Source organism: Dorea sp. ICN-14282 (assembly GCF_037890115.1).
GTDB classification, from domain to species: Bacteria; Bacillota; Clostridia; order Lachnospirales; family Lachnospiraceae; genus Dorea_B; species Dorea_B phocaeensis.
Genome location: NZ_JBBKBH010000002.1, coordinates 563,341 through 584,284 on the forward strand (window position 1 = coordinate 563,341; position 20,944 = coordinate 584,284).

23 protein-coding genes are annotated in these 20,944 nt (G+C 43.3%); 4 read left to right on the forward strand and 19 right to left on the reverse strand.

Translation table 11 applies throughout. The features are described 5' to 3' along the window. Nucleotides 1-310 precede the first annotated feature (310 nt). Genes pnuC through WKT00_RS08090 form a run of 3 tightly spaced genes read right to left on the reverse strand, consistent with a single transcriptional unit; the run spans nt 311 to nt 2,896 of the window. Nucleotides 311-1,003 (reverse strand): nicotinamide riboside transporter PnuC, encoded by a 693-nt coding sequence (gene pnuC / locus WKT00_RS08080; RefSeq protein ID WP_101695227.1) that lies wholly within the window; start codon nt 1,001-1,003, stop codon nt 311-313. Beyond that, a complete protein-coding gene (locus WKT00_RS08085) occupies nt 996-1,904 on the reverse strand; it encodes a PfkB family carbohydrate kinase (RefSeq protein WP_101695228.1) in 909 nt (302 codons plus the stop codon). The genes pnuC and WKT00_RS08085 overlap by 8 nt, the downstream gene beginning before the upstream one ends. Next, the gene (locus tag WKT00_RS08090; protein ID WP_101695229.1) at nt 1,886-2,896 is read right to left on the reverse strand and encodes an ADP-ribosylglycohydrolase family protein; all 1,011 of its coding nucleotides are present in this window, start codon (nt 2,894-2,896) and stop codon (nt 1,886-1,888) included. Before WKT00_RS08090 ends, WKT00_RS08085 begins: the two co-directional genes overlap by 19 nt. A gap of 201 nt (nt 2,897-3,097) precedes the next feature. Here WKT00_RS08090 and WKT00_RS08095 point away from each other — a divergent pair, with 201 nt between their 5' ends. Next, the gene (locus WKT00_RS08095) at nt 3,098-3,820 is read left to right on the forward strand and encodes a GntR family transcriptional regulator (protein ID WP_101695230.1); all 723 of its coding nucleotides are present in this window, start codon (nt 3,098-3,100) and stop codon (nt 3,818-3,820) included. Nucleotides 3,821-3,873: 53 nt separating this feature from the next. Here the strand turns inward: WKT00_RS08095 and WKT00_RS08100 are convergent, their stop codons facing one another. The 10 genes from WKT00_RS08100 to WKT00_RS08145 form a co-directional block, all read right to left on the reverse strand. After that, nucleotides 3,874-4,986 (reverse strand): ABC transporter ATP-binding protein, encoded by a 1,113-nt coding sequence (locus WKT00_RS08100; RefSeq protein ID WP_173814812.1) that lies wholly within the window; start codon nt 4,984-4,986, stop codon nt 3,874-3,876. 129 nt (nt 4,987-5,115) lie between these two features. Then, on the reverse strand, nt 5,116-5,952 hold the full coding sequence (gene rsmI, locus WKT00_RS08105) for a 16S rRNA (cytidine(1402)-2'-O)-methyltransferase (protein ID WP_101695231.1): 837 nt from the start codon (nt 5,950-5,952) through the stop codon (nt 5,116-5,118). A 13-nt stretch (nt 5,953-5,965) separates the two neighbouring features. Then, nucleotides 5,966-6,730, reverse strand: a complete 765-nt coding sequence (locus WKT00_RS08110) for a tRNA1(Val) (adenine(37)-N6)-methyltransferase (protein ID WP_340262835.1) — start codon at nt 6,728-6,730, stop codon at nt 5,966-5,968. Between the two features lie 29 nt (nt 6,731-6,759). Next, a complete protein-coding gene (locus WKT00_RS08115; protein WP_101695232.1) occupies nt 6,760-7,671 on the reverse strand; it encodes a PSP1 domain-containing protein in 912 nt (303 codons plus the stop codon). A 4-nt stretch (nt 7,672-7,675) separates the two neighbouring features. Further along, nucleotides 7,676-8,665 (reverse strand): DNA polymerase III subunit delta', encoded by a 990-nt coding sequence (gene holB, locus WKT00_RS08120; RefSeq protein WP_340262839.1) that lies wholly within the window; start codon nt 8,663-8,665, stop codon nt 7,676-7,678. Then, nucleotides 8,652-9,239, reverse strand: coding sequence for a guanylate kinase (locus WKT00_RS08125; protein ID WP_173814813.1), 588 nt, complete (start codon nt 9,237-9,239; stop codon nt 8,652-8,654). The genes holB and WKT00_RS08125 overlap by 14 nt, the downstream gene beginning before the upstream one ends. Beyond that, entirely contained in the window at nt 9,232-10,656 is a 1,425-nt protein-coding gene (locus tag WKT00_RS08130; protein ID WP_340262843.1) for an aminotransferase class I/II-fold pyridoxal phosphate-dependent enzyme, read from the reverse strand. The genes WKT00_RS08125 and WKT00_RS08130 overlap by 8 nt, the downstream gene beginning before the upstream one ends. Continuing rightward, nucleotides 10,656-12,002, reverse strand: coding sequence for a glucose-6-phosphate isomerase (locus tag WKT00_RS08135; protein ID WP_101695236.1), 1,347 nt, complete (start codon nt 12,000-12,002; stop codon nt 10,656-10,658). The genes WKT00_RS08130 and WKT00_RS08135 overlap by 1 nt, the downstream gene beginning before the upstream one ends. Before the next feature lie 94 nt (nt 12,003-12,096). Continuing rightward, complete coding sequence (locus tag WKT00_RS08140; protein ID WP_101695237.1) at nt 12,097-13,053, reverse strand: hypothetical protein; 957 nt, start codon at nt 13,051-13,053, stop codon at nt 12,097-12,099. A gap of 140 nt (nt 13,054-13,193) precedes the next feature. Next, a complete protein-coding gene (locus tag WKT00_RS08145; protein WP_101695238.1) occupies nt 13,194-13,886 on the reverse strand; it encodes a 5'-methylthioadenosine/adenosylhomocysteine nucleosidase in 693 nt (230 codons plus the stop codon). Nucleotides 13,887-14,344: 458 nt separating this feature from the next. Here WKT00_RS08145 and WKT00_RS08150 point away from each other — a divergent pair, with 458 nt between their 5' ends. Next, nucleotides 14,345-14,587, forward strand: coding sequence for a TIGR03905 family TSCPD domain-containing protein (locus WKT00_RS08150; RefSeq protein WP_340262850.1), 243 nt, complete (start codon nt 14,345-14,347; stop codon nt 14,585-14,587). Between the two features lie 261 nt (nt 14,588-14,848). On the opposite strand, the gene WKT00_RS08155 is transcribed toward WKT00_RS08150, so the two are convergent. Beyond that, nucleotides 14,849-15,310 (reverse strand): hypothetical protein, encoded by a 462-nt coding sequence (locus WKT00_RS08155; RefSeq protein WP_340262853.1) that lies wholly within the window; start codon nt 15,308-15,310, stop codon nt 14,849-14,851. A 73-nt stretch (nt 15,311-15,383) separates the two neighbouring features. Next, complete coding sequence (locus WKT00_RS08160; RefSeq protein ID WP_340262855.1) at nt 15,384-16,295, reverse strand: DUF4367 domain-containing protein; 912 nt, start codon at nt 16,293-16,295, stop codon at nt 15,384-15,386. A 132-nt stretch (nt 16,296-16,427) separates the two neighbouring features. On the opposite strand from WKT00_RS08160, the gene WKT00_RS08165 reads away from it, so the two are divergent. Then, a complete protein-coding gene (locus WKT00_RS08165; RefSeq protein ID WP_340262858.1) occupies nt 16,428-17,492 on the forward strand; it encodes an undecaprenyldiphospho-muramoylpentapeptide beta-N-acetylglucosaminyltransferase in 1,065 nt (354 codons plus the stop codon). 58 nt (nt 17,493-17,550) lie between these two features. Here the strand turns inward: WKT00_RS08165 and WKT00_RS08170 are convergent, their stop codons facing one another. Together WKT00_RS08170 and WKT00_RS08175 are read right to left on the reverse strand one after the other, a co-directional pair. Then, the gene (locus WKT00_RS08170) at nt 17,551-18,111 is read right to left on the reverse strand and encodes an RNA polymerase sigma factor (protein WP_340262860.1); all 561 of its coding nucleotides are present in this window, start codon (nt 18,109-18,111) and stop codon (nt 17,551-17,553) included. A gap of 51 nt (nt 18,112-18,162) precedes the next feature. Continuing rightward, on the reverse strand, nt 18,163-18,573 hold the full coding sequence (locus WKT00_RS08175; RefSeq protein WP_173814822.1) for an HIT family protein: 411 nt from the start codon (nt 18,571-18,573) through the stop codon (nt 18,163-18,165). A gap of 98 nt (nt 18,574-18,671) precedes the next feature. On the opposite strand from WKT00_RS08175, the gene WKT00_RS08180 reads away from it, so the two are divergent. Beyond that, a complete protein-coding gene (locus tag WKT00_RS08180) occupies nt 18,672-19,439 on the forward strand; it encodes a sensor histidine kinase (protein ID WP_340262867.1) in 768 nt (255 codons plus the stop codon). Here WKT00_RS08180 and WKT00_RS08185 read toward each other — a convergent pair. Further along, nucleotides 19,383-19,994 carry a rhomboid family intramembrane serine protease gene (locus WKT00_RS08185; RefSeq protein WP_340262870.1) on the reverse strand — a complete coding sequence of 204 codons (612 nt, stop codon included), beginning with the start codon at nt 19,992-19,994 and terminating at the stop codon, nt 19,383-19,385. The genes WKT00_RS08180 and WKT00_RS08185 overlap by 57 nt on opposite strands. A 199-nt stretch (nt 19,995-20,193) precedes the next feature. Further along, entirely contained in the window at nt 20,194-20,943 is a 750-nt protein-coding gene (locus WKT00_RS08190; protein WP_173814825.1) for a DUF6382 domain-containing protein, read from the reverse strand. Between the last annotated feature and the right edge of the window lies 1 nt (nt 20,944).

The window sequence follows — 20,944 nt, forward strand, 5'->3', positions numbered from 1 at the left end:
CTCCCCTGACTATCAAGGTTTTCGCACATATGAAATTGCATGGTTCGGTTGAAAATCGCGGGGGATTTCCCATAGATGTTCCTAAGACTAAATTGAAAAACTGCTTATTACTTGCTGATTTCAAGTAGATAAAAATAGCGTAACACAAAAGTTCACCAAAGACAATCATGTATTTTCGAGCGGAATCACTTTCTCTACCATCCTCCGCCCGGCTTTTGGACATGTGCGGTACAATTTTAGCCCCGACTTTTTCACATAGAAAAGGCGGGCATACCCGTCAAGATATACCCGCTTCTTTCTATCGTTCTTTTTATTTGTTTTCTTTGTTTTTAGCCGCCAGTTTCTTCCAGTTGTAATATCCGTATACAGAGTTAAACAGATAAGCAACCCACATCACAACCATTGTGATCGCAGAAGAGTCTTTTCCGATCAGTAATACCCACATTACTACAGATACCACATTGACAATGATCCACAAAAGCCACTGTTCTGCGTAACGAGCCACCTGCATGATCAAAGCAATAACTGAGAATACAGTTGACATCGCGTCAATAAGAGCAAGCTGCCCGCCAATGCGTGTCAGAATCTGCCAGTAGATTAAGACAATCACTGCTGTTGTAACCAAAAGAATCACGATCTGCTTTGGTGTCAGTGCCTTTCCTTCTACTTCACCGCTCTCTTCGTCTTTATGTCTGGACCAGAGGTAGAAACCAACGAAGTTCATTGGAATATAATAAAACGCATTCAACATAAATTCACCGTACAGATGATTGTTAAATGTAAGGTATGCGTAGATTGCCACGTTAATCGTTGCAAACACATAGGTACTTACTTTTCCTTTTGCCGCCAATACAACGCCAAGAATTCCTGTGATTCCACTAATTAAAGCCAGGGTATTATCCCCCCATATAATACTCAGCACGATCATAATTACCGTAGATAATACAAGCCAGCACTTTTCAAATGTCGTCCATCCCTTAAAAAACTCTTTTACTTTACTCATTGTTCTTTCTTCCTTCCTCAAATTCTTCTGTTGTCAATACAGGTCCTTTTACGCTTACTACCTTTGCTGAAATGCAGTTTGCCATCCGCACAGCTTCTACAAATTCATATCCTGCTGTCCGCATTGCAATCACCGTTCCAATATGAGAATCACCTGCTCCGATCGTATCCACGACTTCTGCCTTTTTAGACGAAACCATACGATACTCTCCATCCTCCAGAAGATGTACGCCTTCTTTTCCCAATGTGATCAGAACGGTATTTCCTGTCCATCCGTATAGTTTTTCTGAAGCCTTTGCAATCTCTTCTTCTCCGGTAGAGGTAACTGCTTCTAACTCATTCAAATGCAGTACCGGATGAAGCGCATACATACGCTTTGCCTTTTCCTCAGAAATATAGGTGATTCGCGGTCCCGGAGCATAGTATACGGTCAATTCCCGGTGCGCCTCTAGGAAATCAAGAATGGCTTCTCCGCCATCTCCTTCCAACTCATATCCGCTGACATACACGGAATCATAATTCTCCACATCCAGTTCCTCAAACCACTCACGCTTAAAATGGCATTCAATTCCCGGTACCGTTAAAAATGTCCGTTCTCCATCCTCTTCTACCATGCAGAGGCAGTAACCATTATCAGAATCCGCAGAACAGATAGGACTCTTATGCCCTGCTCTTTCTAATTCTTTTCGGATAAAATCTGCATACATTCCAGTTCCAACCGGAGCAAACAACGTATAGTTTGTTCCGAAATGTTTTAGGATATCTGCGACATTGTACGCACATCCGCCAACCATCATCGTCTGTCCTTTGGCATACACATCTGTTCCGGACTTGGGAATCTTGTCAATCTCCATCACAATATCCAGCATTGCCGCACCAATGACTATACATCCTTTTCCCATGAAATTCGCCCCCTCTTCTCTTCGATTGCATCTGCATAATGTTCAAAATCTACTTGGTTCGCTTTCTGGATCAAAGAAACATATTCCTCAGGAATTTTCTTCATCCCCTGTGCCGCCCCACAAATGGCAGTCGCCATAGCTCCGATGGTATCGGTATCGCCGCCAAGATTTGCACAAAGGAGCGCACATTTTTTCACATCGAAACCATAATACGCAATGGCAAGCGCCGCCGGAACGGATTCTGAAGTATTTACTCCTGCCCCTACCAGATTATAAAGATTTTCCAAAAATGCCGTTTCATCATCCTTATATTTTTCTGCCAGCTTCACTCCGAGCATCGTTCTGGCACTCAGTGACGGGCTTGGAGTAGATGCCCCTAATTCCATCGCATATTCTGTGACAGAAAGCGCGTCTTCAATCATTTTCTCCCGATCCTGGAATTCCATTGCAGATGCCACTGCCATGGCAATCATAGACGCTCCGGCAATGGTAATGTCACTGGTATGTGTTACACAGGAAACTGCCGCTACATATCGGCACAGTTCTTCTTTCTGCTCGGTTGTAAATAAAGTTCCGATCGGTGCGATTCTCATTGCCGCTCCATTGGACACCGCTTCATCTGAAAATTCTTTTGCACTTTTCCCTTCCTGAAAAAGCTTTAAAGCAACTTTAGAGGTTGGCCCAAGAATATTATTTTCAAAGGCATTTTCTTTTTCCGCCCACTCTAAAATATGCGTTGCAATACTCTGACTGTCCGGCACAAAATCAGTTTCTATCAAACTATCTAAAATGGTCAGTGCCTGACTGGTATCGTCCGTAAATTGTCCCGCCTTATACTGATACGAAATGATATTTTCCGGACATCCGTCTAAAAAGTCTGTGATTACACCATAATGTTCCATGCACCGTTTGCGGCTCCACAGTTCCGGAGGCATACCCATGGCATCTCCGATTGCCATTCCGTACAGTGCTCCCAGTATTTTATCTTTCATATTACAATATCTCCTCTCTGCTTATTATAATAAGTTATATTTCTCTGTTCGTCTATCCGTAAATTAGACAAATTATTGGTACATTTTTTGTTGACTTGTTATAACAAGATCGAGAATCTATTTGAATTTTGTCATTTGCTAAAGTATAATATGAATATAAATAACAAAGGAATTATCGTCCTATGAAACGGGGAAATCAATATGAAACAAACGCCTAAATATGCTCTGATTGAGCAGGATTTTATCAAAAAAATTCAATCCGGCGAACTGGAAGCCGGCGCAGAACTTCCAAGCGAATCTGATCTAATTCAATTATATCAAGTCAGTAGAGTAACTGTCCGCCGTGCGATTGATGAATTATATCATCAAGGATATATTGAAAAAATGCAGGGAAAACGCACCTGCGTAAAGGGAAAAGTCAAATTACAGGAACTGACTTCCATTTCCAGTTACACCGAAGAAATCATCCGACAAGGCATGACGCCTTCACGCAAACTTCTCACCGACAATCTTAGAGTTTGCACTGACGAAGAAGCTGCGCTTCTCAATCTTCAAAAGGCCGATCCTGTGTTTCATATGAAGCGAATCTATTTTGCAGATGGTACTCCGCTGTGTCTTACGAGCACCGTGCTTCCTTATCACTTATTCCGCGATATAGAAACCTATGATTTTGAACAACATTCTCTCTACAAAATCATAGAAGAGAATTATCACACACCTATCACAACTTCATCACTGAAGTTAAAAGCAGTTGCTGCTTATGGCGATATTTCCAAATATCTGAACATCAGTGACGACACTCCTCTTCTATATTCCACAGGACTGACTTATGGAATTAAAAACGAGGAGGAAATTCCCATTGAGCTCTTCTATAACTATTATTTAACAACACGGTTTGAATATTCCCTGATACAGAGAAGATAAGGGGGAGGTGCTTACGCACCTCCCCTGTAGCATCTCTTATTCTAACAGCAATCCTAGTTTGTGATTGTCTCTTCTGTCTCTTTATCAAATACATGAATCTTATCTGCATCCAGCGCAAACTTCACGGTATCTCCTGTTCTTGCCGTTGTTCTTGGATCTACTCTTGCCGTCATATTTGCACCTTCATAATCAAAGTACAAGTATACCTCTGCTCCAAGCATCTCGTATACACGGATGGTTGCCTCAATCACAGTGTTTGGAGATTTTTCGAGGAATTCCGGCTCATCGTGTACATCCTCCGGACGAATTCCAAGAACCACCGTCTTTCCATCGTAACCGCCGTCGATCAGCTTCTTGCCCTTTGCCGCCGGAAGCTCGATCTCGGAAGGTCCTGCCACCAGATATACCTTATCACCAACCACTTTACAGGTAGCATCTACGAAGTTCATCTGTGGAGATCCGATAAATCCTGCCACGAATAAGTTGCATGGTGAATCGTATAAGGTCTGTGGTGTATCTACCTGCTGAACCACACCGGCATTCATAACAACGATTCTGGTTCCCAGTGTCATCGCCTCTGTCTGATCATGGGTTACATAAATGATGGTCGTTCCCAGTCTCTGATGCAGCTTGGAAATCTCAATACGCATCTGTCCACGAAGCTTGGCATCCAGGTTAGAAAGAGGCTCATCCATCAGGAATACCTTAGGATTCCGAACGATTGCACGCCCCATAGCAACACGCTGTCTCTGTCCTCCTGAAAGAGCCTTCGGCTTACGATCAAGCAATGCTTCCAGATCCAGAATCTTTGCGGCCTCACGCACCATCTTATCAATCTCATCCTTTGGAACTTTTCTTAACTTCAGTCCAAATGCCATATTGTCATATACCGTCATATGTGGATACAGAGCATAGTTCTGGAATACCATCGCAATATCTCTGTCCTTTGGCTCCACATCATTTACAATCTTGTCTCCAATCTTCAATTCACCGGAAGTAATTTCTTCCAGACCTGCGATCATACGAAGTGTCGTAGATTTTCCGCATCCAGATGGTCCTACAAAGATGATAAATTCTTTGTCCTCAATCTCCAAATTGAAGTCTTTTACCGCCTCAAACCCATTTGGATATGTTTTATTAATATGCTTTAATGATAAACTTGCCATTGTAATGATTCCTCCCTGATTCATTTTCGTTTCACTCTATATAAAAGTATAAAAAAAAAGTTCATCCTGGTCTATGACCAGGTTGAACAATTTTTTCTTCCATGTCCCGTCAAGTTGACGAACCCTCATCTAAAGCAGCGCTTGATACACATCTCTTTTACTGACGCCCCGGTCTTTCGCCACCTTCTTCATCGCATCTTTCCGGTCAATTCCCTGTGTCAGGTAGTATTCCATATGCTCCTCTATGCTCATCTCTTCCCATTTTGCAATAGCCGCTTCTTTTAGTTCCTGTCGGCTCTTGCCTTCCAGCACCATTACACATTCTCCCCGTGGCTCTTTCGCTTCATAATAGGAAACAGCATCAGAAAGCGTTGTTGCAAATGCCGTCTCATGCCGCTTGGTAAGCTCCCGACAAATCGTAACCTTTCGATCCCCCAGTCGCTCCAACAGCTCCTTTAACGTACGCAGCAACCGGTGAGGCGCCTCATAAATGATCATGGTTCGCGTCTCATTCTCTAATTCTGCCAGTACTTCCTGCCGTTCCTTTTTATCCGCCGGGAGGAAGGCCTCAAATGCAAATCTCCTTGTGGACAGTCCCGACAGTGTCAATGCTGTAATACATGCAGCTGCTCCCGGAAGCGATGTCACTGACACCCCCGCTTCATAACACATTTTTACCAGTTCTTCTCCAGGATCGGAGATTCCCGGTGTCCCTGCATCTGTAATCAACGCAATATTCTGACCATCCAAAAGCTTCTCTACAAGCTTTCTTCCTTTTTCTATTTTATTATATTCATGGTAACTGGTCATGGGCGTGTGAATCTCAAAATGATTCAAAAGCTTGATACTGTTCCTGGTATCTTCCGCAGCAATCAGGTCTACTTCCTTCAATGTTCGAATCACCCGGAATGTCATATCCTCCAAATTACCGATGGGGGTCGCACACAAATATAAAGTTCCTGCCATCTCTTTCTCCTCCCTATGCGCCGGACAATCCGTACAGCTTTAGAAGTTCTTCTGTATAACTTCCATCTTTGTGATATACAATCAGCGGCGGTTCCACCGTCATCCGGGGTTTCCCGTTTTTCAATCCCTCTACCAGAACCATGTTCGGTTCCTTATCAACATAAGGATAAACCAGACGCATCCGCTTTGGCTCAATCCCTGCCGCCGACATCTTGGCCAGAATCTCCGGCAAACGAAACGGTCGGTGCACCATATAGAATCTTCCCTTGGGCGCCAGGATTTTTCTACTTTCCCGCAGAATATCATCCAGTGTACACAAGGCTTCATGGCGCGCAATATAAAGGGCGTCGTTTTCATTTTTTAATCCATGATCCCCTATCATATACGGCGGATTTGTGGTAATAACCTGAAAAGAGGCTGCTCCAAATTGGGAAGCCGCCTCCTTGATATCTCCCGTCACAATCTCCATCTTTTCTTCCAGTCCATTTAGCTTTACACTCCGGCGTGCCATATCGGCGCTTTTCTCCTGAATCTCTAGCCCCGCATAGTAACGCCCTTCTGTCTTTGCCGCCAGAAGAATCGGAAGAATTCCGGTTCCGGTTCCCAGGTCCAGGCATCGTTCCCCTTTCTTGACCCTGGCAAAGCCGGACAGTAACACCGCATCCATCCCGAAGCAGAACCGTCCCGGATTCTGAATGATATGATAGCCGCCAATCTGCAGATCATCTAACCGCTCGCCGTCTCGTAGCAGTTCTTCTTCCTGTTTCATCTGCATCATTCCCTGCATCCTTCCTCTTTTGCATCTTCCTATTCATCATCCAACTTTGATATGCCGTTCTTTTCTTCTAAATTCTTAAGCTGTGCCAGCTCTTCCTTGGACAGCTTTACGTCTTTCTTCCGGCGTCTCGGCTTGAATTTCAATTCAGATGCCTTGTACTCACGGATTTCTTTTTCATCATTATCTAACGTCACAATGACCTTAACCAGCTGACGAAGCACGTTAACCGACTGTACGTCCCCGCGAAGACCTTCCGGTGTTGTGACATGATCGCCATTCGATGGAAGGTGACTATTCAATTCCTCATATGTCTCCTCTTCATTCGTCAGACAACACATCAGTCTTCCACAGACTCCGGAAATCTTAGATGGATTCAGCGACAGATTCTGCTCCTTGGCCATCTTAATAGAAACCGGTGCAAATTCTGACAAATACGTGTGACAGCACAACGGTCTTCCGCAGATTCCGATTCCTCCGCGGATCTTCGTCTCATCGCGTACACCGATCTGTCTCAGTTCAATTCTGGTGCGGAATACACTTGCCAAGTCTTTTACCAGCTCCCGGAAATCGATTCTACCATCCGCCGTAAAATAGAACAGCACTTTATTGTTGTCAAACGTATACTCTGCGTCAATCAGCTTCATTTCCAGCCCATGCTTGCGGATCTTCTCCAGACAGATGGAAAATGCTTCTTTTTCCTTTTCTCTGTTCTTCTCTTCCTTTCGGATATCATCCGGTGTCGCAACACGTATCACAGATTTCAAAGGCTGTGTAATCTTTTCTTCGTCCACATCCTTTGGTCCGGTGACAACCGAACCAAATTCCACTCCTCTTGCCGTCTCTACGATAACTTTATCTCCCGGACTCACCTGATATTTCCCCGGAGCGAAAAAATAAATCTTGCCCGCCGGACGAAACCTTACTCCTATTACTTTTATCATACCGTTAATTCTCCTTTATTGTCAGAAACAAAAGCTCCATTACCAGCTCAAAATTGACATTTGCTTTCAATCTGGATTTTGCCTTCTCCAGACTTTCCAAAATCGTCTCAATTCCTTCATATGAGCTCTTCTTTGCCTGTTCTCTGATCGATTTCATCTGATCTTTAAATACCACTTTGTCTACATCTTTTGTTGCCTTATAAAGCAGAACATCCCGGTACCAGATCATAATAATATCCAAATAATCTGTAATTTCTAATTTATATGCTGTAATCTGCGTAACCGCTTTTAAGATCTCGCTTAATTCCATCTCGTGAATATATTTCAAAAGCTGAACCGCTTCTTCACGGATTTCATTAAAATGCTCAGAATTCGCAAGCATAATGGCACGTCCTAAGTTGCCCTGCGCAAACGCGGTACACATATCGGCCTTGTAATCCGGCACTTCCATCTTTTCCATCAGATATTTCCGAATCAATGTATCCCGAATGTTCCGAAGCTTCAGCATCACACATCTGGAATTAATCGTCGGAAGCAGAATATCCGCATTCTCAGTAAGCAACAGTATCACTGCATATGCCGGCGGCTCTTCGATGGTTTTCAGCAATGCATTCTGTGCCTGCACAGTCATCAAATCGGCATGATCGATAATATAGATTTTATACGGTCCCTGATATGGCTTAATCATAATGGTATTATTCACCTGCTCGCGAATATCGTCCACGCTGATCGCATTCGGTTTTTCATTGGTCACACGGATAATATCCGGGTGATTGCCGCTGTCCGCCTGACGACAGGAATGGCATTCATTACACGGATCCGGTCCTCCCTTTTCACACAGAAGGGTCATGGCAAAGAGACTGGCCAGTAATTTCTTCCCCGATCCTCTCTGTCCATTTAAAATATAAGCGTGTGATACTTGATCCTCGTTTACCGCATTTCTGATATATTTGATAATATCTTTGTGTCCTACCACATCTTTAAAGCTTCCCATATCGTATATCCTCTATTATTTCTTTCCTGCATTGCTGCTTATCCTGATTCACATAACGCCTGGTAATTCCAAGCCGCTGTAGGTTCTGTTCGGAGAAATCCTGCGTATCCGCCAGAAATCTTCTGCACATCTCCGCATACCTGGGCGTCTCCTGCTGCCGTTCCCGCTTAAGCGCCCGCATCAGTCGTTCCCCATCTTCTACCTCAATATAAATGGGAACGATTCGTTCTTCTCCGTAGTAACTTCGCATCTTCTCGTAAGACTCCAGCGTCCCAATCATCAGATAATCCTCATGTTTAAGATCTGCCTGTCCATCATCCACCGTTGCATAACGCCAGATTCCATGTACCGTCTCATAAGCACGCTGCTCAATTACCTTTCCCTGCTTTTCATATGATTGTAATGTGTCCTCCGCAACAAAAAAGTATTCCACTCCATCCTGCTCGCCCTCCCGCATGGGGCGGGTTGTATAAAGTGTAACTGTCTTTAACTGCGGCATCTCCTCCAGGATTTCCCGAAACAGTGTATCCTTGCCGGAAGAACTTTTGCCCATCATATAATATATCTTACCCATCAATAAAGACCTCTATCTGCCCTTCTTCTTTCGGACCTTCCAGGGAAAATCCCAAGTCCTGATACCATTGTAACACATCCGCCGCGTCCTGTGAAATTCTTTCTCCCGGCACCAACACCGGAATTCCCGGCGGGTACAGATAAGCATATTCCAAAGCCACCGCTCCAACACTGTCTTTCCAGCTTTGGCGCTTTCGCCTCTCGATTGGAATATCCGTCAACTCCCAGCTTCTTAGAACTACTTCCGATTTCGAAACTTCCACCTTCTGCCCGCTCTCTATCGGCGTATACTTATCCTGCGTACACATTTCAAAAAGCTCTTCATCAATCTCTTTCACTGCCCGTACCAGACGAGAATAACCTTCTTCCGAATCAAAAATAGATGTCATCGCAAGCGCATAAGTCCCCGCCGCCATCTCAAGCTGTAAATGGTATTGCTTTAACAATTTAAAATAAAGTTCCCTTCCACTCATTCCTGTTCCACAAACAGAAAGTACCAGCTTAGAGGGATCAAACTGCCGCGTCTTTGCCAACTGAATATAGCGGCACTGCTCCAGTTCTCTTCGCAAAATCTTAAGTCGTTCTGCGTAGCTGTCAAAAAGGCCTGCTCCCTTCTCCCGAAGAAGCTCTACACAACCGTCAATTCCAGCCATTAGAAGATACGACGGGCTGCTTGTCTGCAGCATATGAAGGTAATTCTTTACTCTTGTACGATCCACCAATGATCCATTCAGATGGATCAGCGCCGTCTGTGTCGGCGCCGGAAGTGTCTTATGCAGGCTGTGAATCACAACGTCCGCCCCTTTTGCATTGGCATTTTCCGGAAAATAGGGATGAAAACCAAAATGCGCCCCATGAGCTTCATCCACAATCAATGGAATCCCCCTTTCATGAGCCGCCTCTGCCACTGCTTCTACGTCGGACACTACCCCGTCATATGTCGGTGAAACGATGACCACCGCACAAATTGTCGGATGTTCTTCTAATGCCCGTCTCACATCTTCCGCAGAAATCGTCGTATTCAACTGAAGATCTGAATCAAAGCCGGGATACAAATACACCGGATTTAATTCATTCATATATATTGCATGATACACAGACTTGTGGCAATTTCTTGCCACAAGTATGGTATCTCCTTTTCTGGTTACGCCTGCTATGGCGCTTAAAATGCCTGCCGTACTTCCGTTAATCAGATAATGGGTTTCCTCTGCTCCATAAAGATCCGCCGCCCGTTCTTGTGCTTCCAGCAGAAGATCCTGCGCATGATGCAGATCATCAAACCCTTCAATTTCTGTAATATCCAGATGATACGGAAGATCCGGCATCTCTTCTACGAGATGCCGTTTATGCCCCGGCATATGAAATCCATAATAATCTGACTGACTATAGGCGCTTAACTTCTCATATATCGTGCCCATTATAATCTCTTCAACAATTCTTCTCTTTCTTTTTCAAAGCCCGGTTTTCCAAGGAGTGCGAACATGTTTTTCTTATAGCTCTCCACACCCGGCTGATTGAATGGGTTTACTCCGGAAATATATCCGCTGACACCCGTTGCAAACTCGAAGAAGTAGAACAGTTCTCCCAAAGAGAATTCATCCTGTCTTGGAATATTTACCATTAAGTTCGGAACATTTCCATCGGTATGCGCAAGCATCGTTCCATTCATAGCGCTCTTGTTAACGAAATCAACCGTCTTTCCTGCAAGGTAATTCAGTCCGTCCAGATCAACTTCCTCTTCCTGAATCACAATTTCTTCTGAAGATTCTTCTACATTCATAACCGTCTCAAACATGATACGGCTTCCGTCCTGAATAAACTGACCCATAGAATGTAAGTCTGTCGTAAGGTCTACAGATGCCGGGAAGATTCCCTTCTGATCTTTTCCTTCGCTCTCTCCGTATAACTGTTTCCACCACTCGGATACATAGTGAAGGCTTGGCTCATAATTGGCCAGAATCTCCACGCTCTTTCCTTTTCTGTGAAGAATGTTGCGCACTGCCGCATATAAAACAGCATCATTCTGTTCAAATGGATCATTCAGCGCACGTTCTCTTGCTGCTGCCGCTCCGTCCATCAGTTTCTGAATATCTGCCCCACTGACTGCGATTGGCAGAAGTCCTACAGCTGTCAATACGGAGAAACGTCCTCCTACATCATCCGGAACAACAAAAGTCTCATATCCTTCTTCTGTTGCAAGATTCTTCAGTGCACCTCTTTCTTTGTCCGTTGTTGCATAAATTCTCTTCGCTGCTTCTTCTTTTCCATATTTTTTCTCCAGCATTTCCTTAAAGATACGGAATGCAATTGCCGGCTCTGTTGTAGTACCGGACTTGGAAATAATATTTACTGAGAAATCACGATCCCCAATCACATCCATCAGATGTTTTAAATAGGTGCTGCTGATACTATTCCCCACATAGTAGATCTCAGGAGTCTTTCGAACCTCTCTTGGAACCATATTATAAAAATTATGACGCAGGAACTCGATTGCTGCTCTCGCTCCCAGATAAGAACCACCAATGCCAATCACTAACAGCACCTCTGAATCTTCCTGAATCTTTGCAGCAGATTTCTGAATACGAGCAAACTCCTCTTTATCATAATCAACCGGCAGATCAATCCATCCAAGGAAATCATTTCCTGCCCCTTCTCTTCCAAGCAGTTCTGCCTTTGCCTGCTCTGCAATCTTCTTCATGGATACCATTTCATGATCTGAAATAAAAGCTTTTGCCTTTGAATAGTCAAATGTCACTTTGTTCATAGTGCTTCTTTCCCTCCATCTTTATCTGTCAATATGTACGTTTCCATTCTAACAAATCAGAACTACAGAATCAAGCCCATAACGCGGATGCTTCCTATGCCATAAATTCTTCCAGAATCTGACGGATCAGTACCTCTCGAGGCATCGGTTCCGGCGTCCGGATCAATTGTTTGCCTTCCGTAACTTCATCCTCTTTCGCTGTCCGCAATGTCTCTGACTCCTTCACAACTTCTGTTTTTATCTGTGGCGCCTCCGGCTCCTTCATGGTCTCTTCCGTCACCTTCAGCGCCTCTGGCTGCTTCACGGTCTCTTTCGTCACCTGCAGTGCCTCCGACTCCTTCACAACTTCTGCTTTTATCTGTGGAGTCTCTGACTTCTTCACCGCTTCTGACTCCTTGACAGCCTCTGCCGCCATCTGCAGCATCTCTGACTGATGCATAGCCTCTTCCGTCATCTGTGGCGCCTCCGGCTCCTTCACCGCCTCTACGCTTTCTACATTCTGCAAAACCCTTGGCTGCTCTGCTCGCTGCCGATTCTTCTCGTATTTATGCAGACACACATTTTCCAAATAGTCCACCATATAATTGTGAATCGCCTCAAGACGGTATTCCTCATCGGTGGTCAAATGAAACAGATACACAAAGATTCCAAGCGCCGCACCTACTCCAGCCAGCTTCAGAACCGCTTCCCCCATGCCAAAGGTGCTATACCAGAGAACGGATCCCAGAATACCGACAACGATACAGGCTCCCGCCGCTGCCTTTTCCATTCTGCGCAGACTGTGAAGCCGCACTCCTGCGACCTTGTATTCAAACAAATACTTGTCCACAAACACATCCACATTTCCCACCGTGTCACTGATCATACAAGCATGTTCAAACTTCGCGCGAACCAAACGCATCAGCGGGTGGTTACTCTTGCTCATACTGCCCGATGCACGCACCAGTCGTTTCAGGGTAACATTCACCATACACTTACTCAGAATTCCTACCGCCGCCAAAATCCCCATTGCCACGTATAACGCGTGGCTTTCCAACATCATTTCCAACATCTTAAAAGCCCTCCTTTTGCCTAATATTATACTGAAAATACAAAAGGAGTGTTCAAAAAGCGTTCTACAGATTCCGACGTCTCCACAGAAAATCCTGTCAAATCGGGGCGTCTTTTCCTCCCCGGTCAGTCACTTGCGCACTACAATAATTTCATTAATTCTTTGACAAGCCTTACACTATGGCTGATTGCCTTCTTTTCAAAGGCTGGATAATCCATAACTGCACTGTTGTCGGCTTTGTCCGATATGGCACGAATAATGACATACGAAATTTTATTAAGGTATGCTGCCTGAGCAATTCCTGCTCCTTCCATTTCTACACACAGCGGGTGGAAGTTCTCCACAATCTGCTGTTTTACCTCTGCCGATGCCACAAACTGATCCCCACTTGCCACTCGTCCTGTAAAGGTATGAATATCTGGATTCGCCGTCTCATTTGCCTGCACTGCCTTCTGTACCAGTTCCATATCCGCCGGAAAGGACAGCACATCCATTCGCGGAACCTGTCCTCTTGGATCGCCAAATTCTGTTGCGTCCATATCATGGTGCAGTGCATCTGTCGAAATCACTATATCCCCGATATCAATTCTCGCATCCAAAGAGCCTGCAATTCCTGTATTGATCAGTCGATCCACATGGAAGCAATCGACCAAAATCTGCGCGCAGATCCCCGCATTAACCTTTCCAATTCCACTCCTTACAATGACAACCTCCTGACCTTCCAGGCGGCCCTTGCAAAAAGTCATAGAAGCTTTCGTAATCACTTCCTCAATCTCCATATCCGCTTTGAGTGTCTCCACTTCGTCTTCCATTGCTCCAATAATTCCTATCATCGGTTTCTCCTCCTCGTTTAATCTATTCTCTGATTTACAAATCAACTTCTACAAGCAGTTTCTTCTATACTCGAAAACTCCTGTCTGGTATTTGGATAAAGCATACATTTTTGAAAAAATAGATTGAAATTTAGATCTGCATGATACCAAAAATATGTTGCAGCCAGAGATATCTAAGAAAATACTGCTAATGCAACCATTATACCACGGGCGCAGAAAAGGAAGCACCCGCAAGGGTATTTTCTTTTCAAGCCATGGATCGCCCGGTATAATCTGGCACGAATGTGGCAGCAAGCCGACAAGTCGGCTTGGATTGCATGTAATGCAATCATTATACCACGGGCATCTTCAAAAATAAAAGATAGAATTTCAAGAAAACCTTTGCTATAATCAAAACTGGAATTGCCACCGGCAGCCTTTACTTATTAAGATAATTTCCCAAAGGAGGAAGAAACATTATGGATTACAAACCACATGGCGTCTGTTCTCAGTTAATTAAACTGGAACTGGAAAACGATATTATTAAACACATTGAATTTATCGGCGGATGTAATGGAAATTTAAAAGGAATTGCAAGTCTTGTGACTGGTATGAAAGCTCAGGATGCTATTGAGCGAATCGAAGGAATTACCTGCGGGAATAAACCTACGTCCTGTCCAGACCAGCTGGCTCATGCATTAAAACAGGCGCTTGCTCAATAAAACAACCCGTGAAAAATAACGAATAAAATAATAAACGGACCCCCATAAATCAGACTGCTAATCTGATGGATGAGGGCCCATTTATTTTCATGGGCATATCTATACTTCTCCGAAAGGGCTATGGAAGCCCCTGTTCAGGTTTTTCACCCGTATCGTGGGTGCTACGGTTATCAAATATGTAAGGTCGCAATTTTTAGTTGCATTTTATTAAGAACAAGGGGCTTCCATAGCCCTTCCGAATATAAAAGATCTTTTCAAAAATTATTCGATGTAGATTCCGTCGGTAAAAGAGCTGCTGACGTCACTGTTGGCCGCATGATAACTGCGCACTCGGTAATAATATCCACCTTCCACTGCCAATGCTCGATTCGATCCCACTCGGTCCATGTTATGATTGATTTTTTCCCAACTTTCATAATATTCCCAAGAATCATCGCCCTTTTTCGCCCGTTCAATCATTACAGAGACCTGAATACTTTCGACTTCTTTTACAGCTATCGTCGTTCCTCCGGCATAGAGTTTTCCGTCACCTCTTTTTACACACTTGGAATATCCAGTCAATAAATACTCTCCCCATGTTTTTTGTTCTGCATAACCAACAGATTCATCTTGATGTGTGAGCTTTGATCCGTCAATCATCTCGTTATCCATTGCATTTACCTGAATCCCCAGTGTTAGACAAATCGCCAAGATACATCCTGCTGACAATATTCTTTTCTTCATTTTTTCCTCCTCATGCATCCTATGAAATTACCTTTTCATATATATAAACACATAACTTCGAAAAAACTGACGCTTATTTCCACAAAAATTTCAAATTATTTAAAATTTTTTCAAAATCCGCTTTTTCCATCGTTCCAAACATATAGTATTCCAATCCCATATAGTCAAAACTTGCTAAATATCTTTTATTATTTTTAGGCGTAGTATATTCTTTTATTACAACATCTTCAGCCTTTATCCTTTTCTTATAGGTATCTGTCAAAGAATCTTCCACATCAATTCCAAAGGATGCTACTCCATAAGACGCGTTAACAAAAAAGATCATCGTGTCTTCTTTTCCAAAATTATAATAAAGTTCTGCCACTTGAAGTTCTTTGTCATACTCCATTCTGTCAAATTTCAATTGTTCGCTTCCACCAAATACCCTTACCGGTTCCATCCCTAACTCATCACTCAACAGCTGATATGCCTCTTCTTCACGTTCTCCCGTAATCGTCAAATTACTCTCGTCTGAATTTATCTTCTCCACTTCTCTTTCTCGAACAAGCTGTCCAACTATTTCTTTTGCCCTCTCAGGCCCGCCGATACCTGTAATTCCAATTGTCAATGCAAGAGCTGCTGCCACTGTTCCCATTGCCGCAATCCGTCTGCGCCGCTTTCTGCCAAATTTCTTCTCTGCCTTCTCTTTTTCCTTTTCCGCCTCTGCACTTTCTTTCTCCTTTATTAACTTCCGACCAAGCTCCAGTGCATAACGGTCTTCTTCTGACAGATGGGTATATGCTTCTTCTCTGCGGATTTTTTCTATCTGCTCTTCCATTTTCAAACGTACTCTTTCCTTTGCGCCTTCCGGAACTTCCAGCGTTTTATCCTGCCGTACAGATTTTTCTTCTATATCAGAAAGTTCCAAATATGCATTTCTTAAATCTTGTTCCAAGCGATCTTTCTTCATTTTGTCTTGTCCCTGTTTATCTATATTTTTGTCCATCCATTTACCTCTCTATTTCCCCAAATCCTATTTCCTTTGAACCTCTTGACCTATTCTCCGGTAAACGTATAATATAATTATAACATATATTCTTATATCACATTTACACATTACAGAATTCGGAGGTTCTATATGAAACGCATTATCTTAACTGGCGGCGGTACTGCCGGCCATGTTACACCTAATATCGCCTTGTTGCCACGACTGAAAGAATTACAGTATGACATCCACTATATCGGATCATATAACGGCATCGAAAAGGAATTAATCGAACAGTTTGGGATTCCATACCACGGCATCTCTTCCGGAAAGCTCCGTCGGTACTTCAGTCTCCAGAATTTCACAGATCCGTTCCGTGTTGTAAAAGGCGTTGGCGAAGCCCGGAAGCTGGTTAAAATCCTGGATCCTGATGTTATTTTTTCCAAGGGTGGTTTTGTCTCCGTTCCTGTTGTTCTTGCCGGAAAAAGCCGCAAAGTACCAACGATTATTCACGAGTCTGATATGACTCCTGGGCTTGCCAATAAACTGTCCATGTCATCTGCTACCAAAGTTTGCTGTAATTTCCCGGAAACACTGGATCATTTACCAGAAGGAAAAGCCGTTCTCACAGGCTCTCCGATCCGCCAGGAACTCCTGTCCGGCGACCGCTATAAAGCAAAAGAATTTCTTGGATTTACTTCTGACAAACCGGTCATCATGGTCGTTGGCGGAAGTCTTGGATCTGTTGCCGTAAATGATGCTGTGCGCGGTATTTTACCAGAACTTTTGAAGAATTTCCAGGTAGTTCATCTCTGCGGTAAAGGTAAGATTGATGAATCCTTGAAGGGGCTTAATGGATACGCACAATTTGAATATATTAAGAGTGAACTTAAAGATTTGTTTGCACTGACCGATATCGTAATTTCCCGTGCTGGTGCAAATGCCATCTGCGAGTTGCTTGCACTTCATAAGCCAAACCTTCTGATTCCATTATCTGCCAATGCAAGCCGAGGCGACCAGATTTTAAATGCCAGATCTTTTGAACGTCAGGGTTACAGCGTCGTATTGGAAGAAGAAGAACTCAGCAAAGAAGTCCTTCTAAATGCGATTACTAAACTGTATGATCAGCGCGAAACTTACATTGCCGCTATGAAATCATCTCCTCAGCAGAATTCTATCGATACTATTATAGACTTGATCGAATCTGTGGTAAAATAACATTTTGTTGCAAATTGCAACACGATATAAAAGGCAGGTGTCACTCCGACACCTGCCTTTATGCATCAATTAAACGGTCGTATTCTTCCCGGTAATTTTTACGTATCCAGTTCTTTGCCCGGTACAGCATACTGTGAAGCACCTCCAGAGTAATTCCCATCGCTTCTGCCACCTCTTTCTGTGGCTTGCCTAACACATATGTAATCGTAACTGCCTCATACCATCTTGGATTTTTCCGATATAACGCAGCGAAGATATCGTCTACCAGTTTTCCAAACTGCCTTTCACGCATCTTTTTCAGAAACATTTCCTGCGGATCTTGCTCCTCTGCTTCTTCAAACAGATCTGCGGAAGACTCCATATCTTCAGTCAGATATTCTCTTGCTCTATCCCTTCCTTGATTCAATGCCATATATTTTACTGTCAGCAGAAGCCATGGCTTCACCGCATCCACTTTGGCATGTTCCATATGTACATACAATTTCAAAAATACACTCTGTGTCAATTCTTCTGCAGCATGATGATTTCCGGAGTAACGAAGTGCCGTCTTATATGTCAGCTTAAAATACTTCTCATAAATTGAGGCAAACGCGCTTCTTCCTGTTCCCTCTACTCTCACTTGTCCATCCTTCAATCTATAACCTGTTTTATTTGTGCATTCTACTTTCTGTTAACTGTGCATAGCAGCTACCAGCTCTTCTTTATCGGCATCCGTAAGTTCTCCCATCTTCCATTCAATTCCTACGCCGTCTTCCTTCCATCTCGGAATCATATGTAAATGGAAATGAAATACTGTCTGTCCTGCCGCTTCTCCATTGTTCTGCACGATATTATAGCCGTCACATCCCAAAATATCTGTAAGCTTCGTAATCATTTTCTTCGCAAGAACCAGAACTTTTGCCGCTACCTCATCATCTAGTTCATAAAGATTTGCATAATGTTCCTTCGGCAAAATCAATGCATGTCCTTTTGATGCCGGACTTGCATCCAAAATCACTCGAAAATCATCATCCTCATACAGTGTTGCAGTTGGGATATCCCCATTTGCCAGTTTGCAAAAAATACAATTTTCGTCTCTCATTTTTCTCTCCTTCTTTCCAAAAAATTTATAACAAAATTATGATTGATTATTTCCACCGCCAATGCTAAACTGTTACTCCTAGAAAGGCGGTAATAACTATGTTAACTTCGACAGACTACGACAAATTACAACAAATTATGACAGAAAGTCCTGAGAAAAAAGAACTTCTTTCTCAGCTTTTGGAAACCCATCGAATGGATATCAGCACGATCAGTCACGAAATCCGTAATCCTCTGACACTCGTTTACAGTACGCTTCAGCTGATAGAATCCCAGCATCCGGAAGTGTGTACGTTTTCACACTGGGATCATCTGCGTCAGGATATTGAATATATGAAACTTCTGTTAGAAGAACTTTCCAGCTATAATAACGGCGAACGATTAGAGCTCTCTCTTCTTTCACCGGAAAACATGCTTAAAACACTGGCCCTGTCTTTTGCATCTTCTCTGATCGAAACAGACATCCAATTTACTTCATTTATAGAGCCAGATCTTCCCAAACTAAATCTTGATGTCCTAAAGATTCGGCAAGCATTATTAAATATCTTAGGAAACGCAAAAGATGCTGTCTTATCTGCCTCTTCCCTCCGGCATGAAATCGCTTTGAATGCACACATGGAGCATGGTCAGCTTCTCATCTCCATATCCAATACCGGCGATAGAATTGCTTCTGAAGATCTTGACAAAATCTTTGAACCTTTTATCACCAGAAAATCTTCTGGAACCGGCCTTGGTCTTGCCATTACCAGACGGATTATAGAAGCGCATGGCGGAATGATCCGTGTCAGTTCCACCGACCAGTCCTCTTTATCAGACACGCATGGAACCATCTTTACGATCACACTTCCAATACAGCAGAACACCTAGGAAAAATCCACTTACCAGTCCACCAATATGTGCCATATTGTCCACTCCACTGCTTGCATAACCGAAATACAGGCTGAGCACAATCAGAACAATGATTCCTCGGCCTGTAATATTTCCAATTCTGCCGCGATTACGAAGCGCCACATAGAAAAGAGCGCCGATCAATCCAAAAATAGCTCCGGATGCTCCGGCAGAGATGGCATATTCACCAATCTTCAAAGACCAACACGCCGACATTAGATTTCCTCCGAGTCCGCTGAGCAAATATATGATCAAAAAACGAATCGTTCCGATTTCCATCTCTAAATTCCAGCCGATCACCATCAGCATCACCATATTATTCATCAAATGCTCAAACCCAAAATGCAGAAACATACTGGTGAAAACCCTGTAATATTGTTGTTCTTCTATCACATAAGGCAGATACATCGCCCCATGCTCCAGAAGAAAGCCACCATTCTCTGTCATCCCCTGCATTGTAAGAGCCAGGAAAACCACTACGTTCGCCAGCATAATTAAAATTGCGCAAGGAGCCTGAATCTTTTGTCTCTTCATAATAGTCTGTCTTTCCCTTCCCTTTGGCAATCATTATACCACGAGCGCAGAAAAGGAAGCACCCGCAAGGGTATTTACTTTTCAAGCCGTGGGTTGCCGGGTATCACCTGTCACGGATGTGACAGCAAGCCGAGTGATCGGCTTGGATTGCATGTAATGTAATCATTATACCATATTTCTGCAACAAAATACACTTTTTTCAAAGTTCTTCCTCTTCAATATAAAGCCCGTCCCAATCTCCCCACTTCGATTTTTTATGTCTATTCAAAAAGCGCTTTACAGGGGTCCACAAATTCTCCGTCTCCTTCAAAATGGAACTCCCCATTTCCTGCTCCGTAATCCAGTCATGTTCTCTGGTATCATATGCCGTCCTTTGTTCCATCGGCTCATTCATCACTTCTTCCAACGTCTCCTTTCGCAAATTTCTACCCGGCTCTTCTTCTATATTTTTCAAACATTCATTAACGATTTTATCTAGACTGTAATTCTCCTCCATAGTTTCCTTATGAAGCAAAAACACAATTCTAACACATTCCGAATCCTGGTAATCTGCCTGGCGAACCAGGTACTCTGTTAATTCATGGAAAGCTTCCCATATATCCTGCCTGGCCGGCGGATAATAGCAAAAATAAAAATGGTCTTCTTCATAAAAGATATATTCTGGATCCAGCAAGATACAATGAATATTCAAAAGATACTTCTCCACCGTTCTCAAAACACTTCTAAATTGCACAAGAAACTCTTTTATATCTCCATTTCCAATCTTCCCTCTCTCATACATCGCCTTAACAGAAATCTTTCCACTGACATTGTAATCATAATAGCTTTTTCCATTCATTCCTCGCCCACCAATCTCCAACAATCCTTCCGGATGATTGATCTTCAACATCCGAATTTGATAATCCTCCTGATAGAGCTCTTCTTCCTCTATGGTAATTTTTCGCTCCATT

What these genes read in the sequence shown, in the direction of transcription:
- pnuC (WP_101695227.1), bottom strand. Translation starts at nt 1,003, where the DNA reads ATGAGTAAAGTAAAAGAGTTTTTTAAGGGATGGACGACATTTGAAAAG.
- WKT00_RS08085 (WP_101695228.1), bottom strand. Translation starts at nt 1,904, where the DNA reads ATGGGAAAAGGATGTATAGTCATTGGTGCGGCAATGCTGGATATTGTG.
- WKT00_RS08090 (WP_101695229.1), bottom strand. Translation starts at nt 2,896, where the DNA reads ATGAAAGATAAAATACTGGGAGCACTGTACGGAATGGCAATCGGAGAT.
- WKT00_RS08095 (WP_101695230.1), top strand. Translation starts at nt 3,098, where the DNA reads ATGAAACAAACGCCTAAATATGCTCTGATTGAGCAGGATTTTATCAAA.
- WKT00_RS08100 (WP_173814812.1), bottom strand. Translation starts at nt 4,986, where the DNA reads ATGGCAAGTTTATCATTAAAGCATATTAATAAAACATATCCAAATGGG.
- rsmI (WP_101695231.1), bottom strand. Translation starts at nt 5,952, where the DNA reads ATGGCAGGAACTTTATATTTGTGTGCGACCCCCATCGGTAATTTGGAG.
- WKT00_RS08110 (WP_340262835.1), bottom strand. Translation starts at nt 6,730, where the DNA reads ATGATGCAGATGAAACAGGAAGAAGAACTGCTACGAGACGGCGAGCGG.
- WKT00_RS08115 (WP_101695232.1), bottom strand. Translation starts at nt 7,671, where the DNA reads ATGATAAAAGTAATAGGAGTAAGGTTTCGTCCGGCGGGCAAGATTTAT.
- holB (WP_340262839.1), bottom strand. Translation starts at nt 8,665, where the DNA reads ATGGGAAGCTTTAAAGATGTGGTAGGACACAAAGATATTATCAAATAT.
- WKT00_RS08125 (WP_173814813.1), bottom strand. Translation starts at nt 9,239, where the DNA reads ATGGGTAAGATATATTATATGATGGGCAAAAGTTCTTCCGGCAAGGAT.
- WKT00_RS08130 (WP_340262843.1), bottom strand. Translation starts at nt 10,656, where the DNA reads ATGGGCACGATATATGAGAAGTTAAGCGCCTATAGTCAGTCAGATTAT.
- WKT00_RS08135 (WP_101695236.1), bottom strand. Translation starts at nt 12,002, where the DNA reads ATGAACAAAGTGACATTTGACTATTCAAAGGCAAAAGCTTTTATTTCA.
- WKT00_RS08140 (WP_101695237.1), bottom strand. Translation starts at nt 13,053, where the DNA reads ATGTTGGAAATGATGTTGGAAAGCCACGCGTTATACGTGGCAATGGGG.
- WKT00_RS08145 (WP_101695238.1), bottom strand. Translation starts at nt 13,886, where the DNA reads ATGATAGGAATTATTGGAGCAATGGAAGACGAAGTGGAGACACTCAAA.
- WKT00_RS08150 (WP_340262850.1), top strand. Translation starts at nt 14,345, where the DNA reads ATGGATTACAAACCACATGGCGTCTGTTCTCAGTTAATTAAACTGGAA.
- WKT00_RS08155 (WP_340262853.1), bottom strand. Translation starts at nt 15,310, where the DNA reads ATGAAGAAAAGAATATTGTCAGCAGGATGTATCTTGGCGATTTGTCTA.
- WKT00_RS08160 (WP_340262855.1), bottom strand. Translation starts at nt 16,295, where the DNA reads ATGGACAAAAATATAGATAAACAGGGACAAGACAAAATGAAGAAAGAT.
- WKT00_RS08165 (WP_340262858.1), top strand. Translation starts at nt 16,428, where the DNA reads ATGAAACGCATTATCTTAACTGGCGGCGGTACTGCCGGCCATGTTACA.
- WKT00_RS08175 (WP_173814822.1), bottom strand. Translation starts at nt 18,573, where the DNA reads ATGAGAGACGAAAATTGTATTTTTTGCAAACTGGCAAATGGGGATATC.
- WKT00_RS08180 (WP_340262867.1), top strand. Translation starts at nt 18,672, where the DNA reads ATGTTAACTTCGACAGACTACGACAAATTACAACAAATTATGACAGAA.
- WKT00_RS08185 (WP_340262870.1), bottom strand. Translation starts at nt 19,994, where the DNA reads ATGAAGAGACAAAAGATTCAGGCTCCTTGCGCAATTTTAATTATGCTG.
- WKT00_RS08190 (WP_173814825.1), bottom strand. Translation starts at nt 20,943, where the DNA reads ATGGAGCGAAAAATTACCATAGAGGAAGAAGAGCTCTATCAGGAGGAT.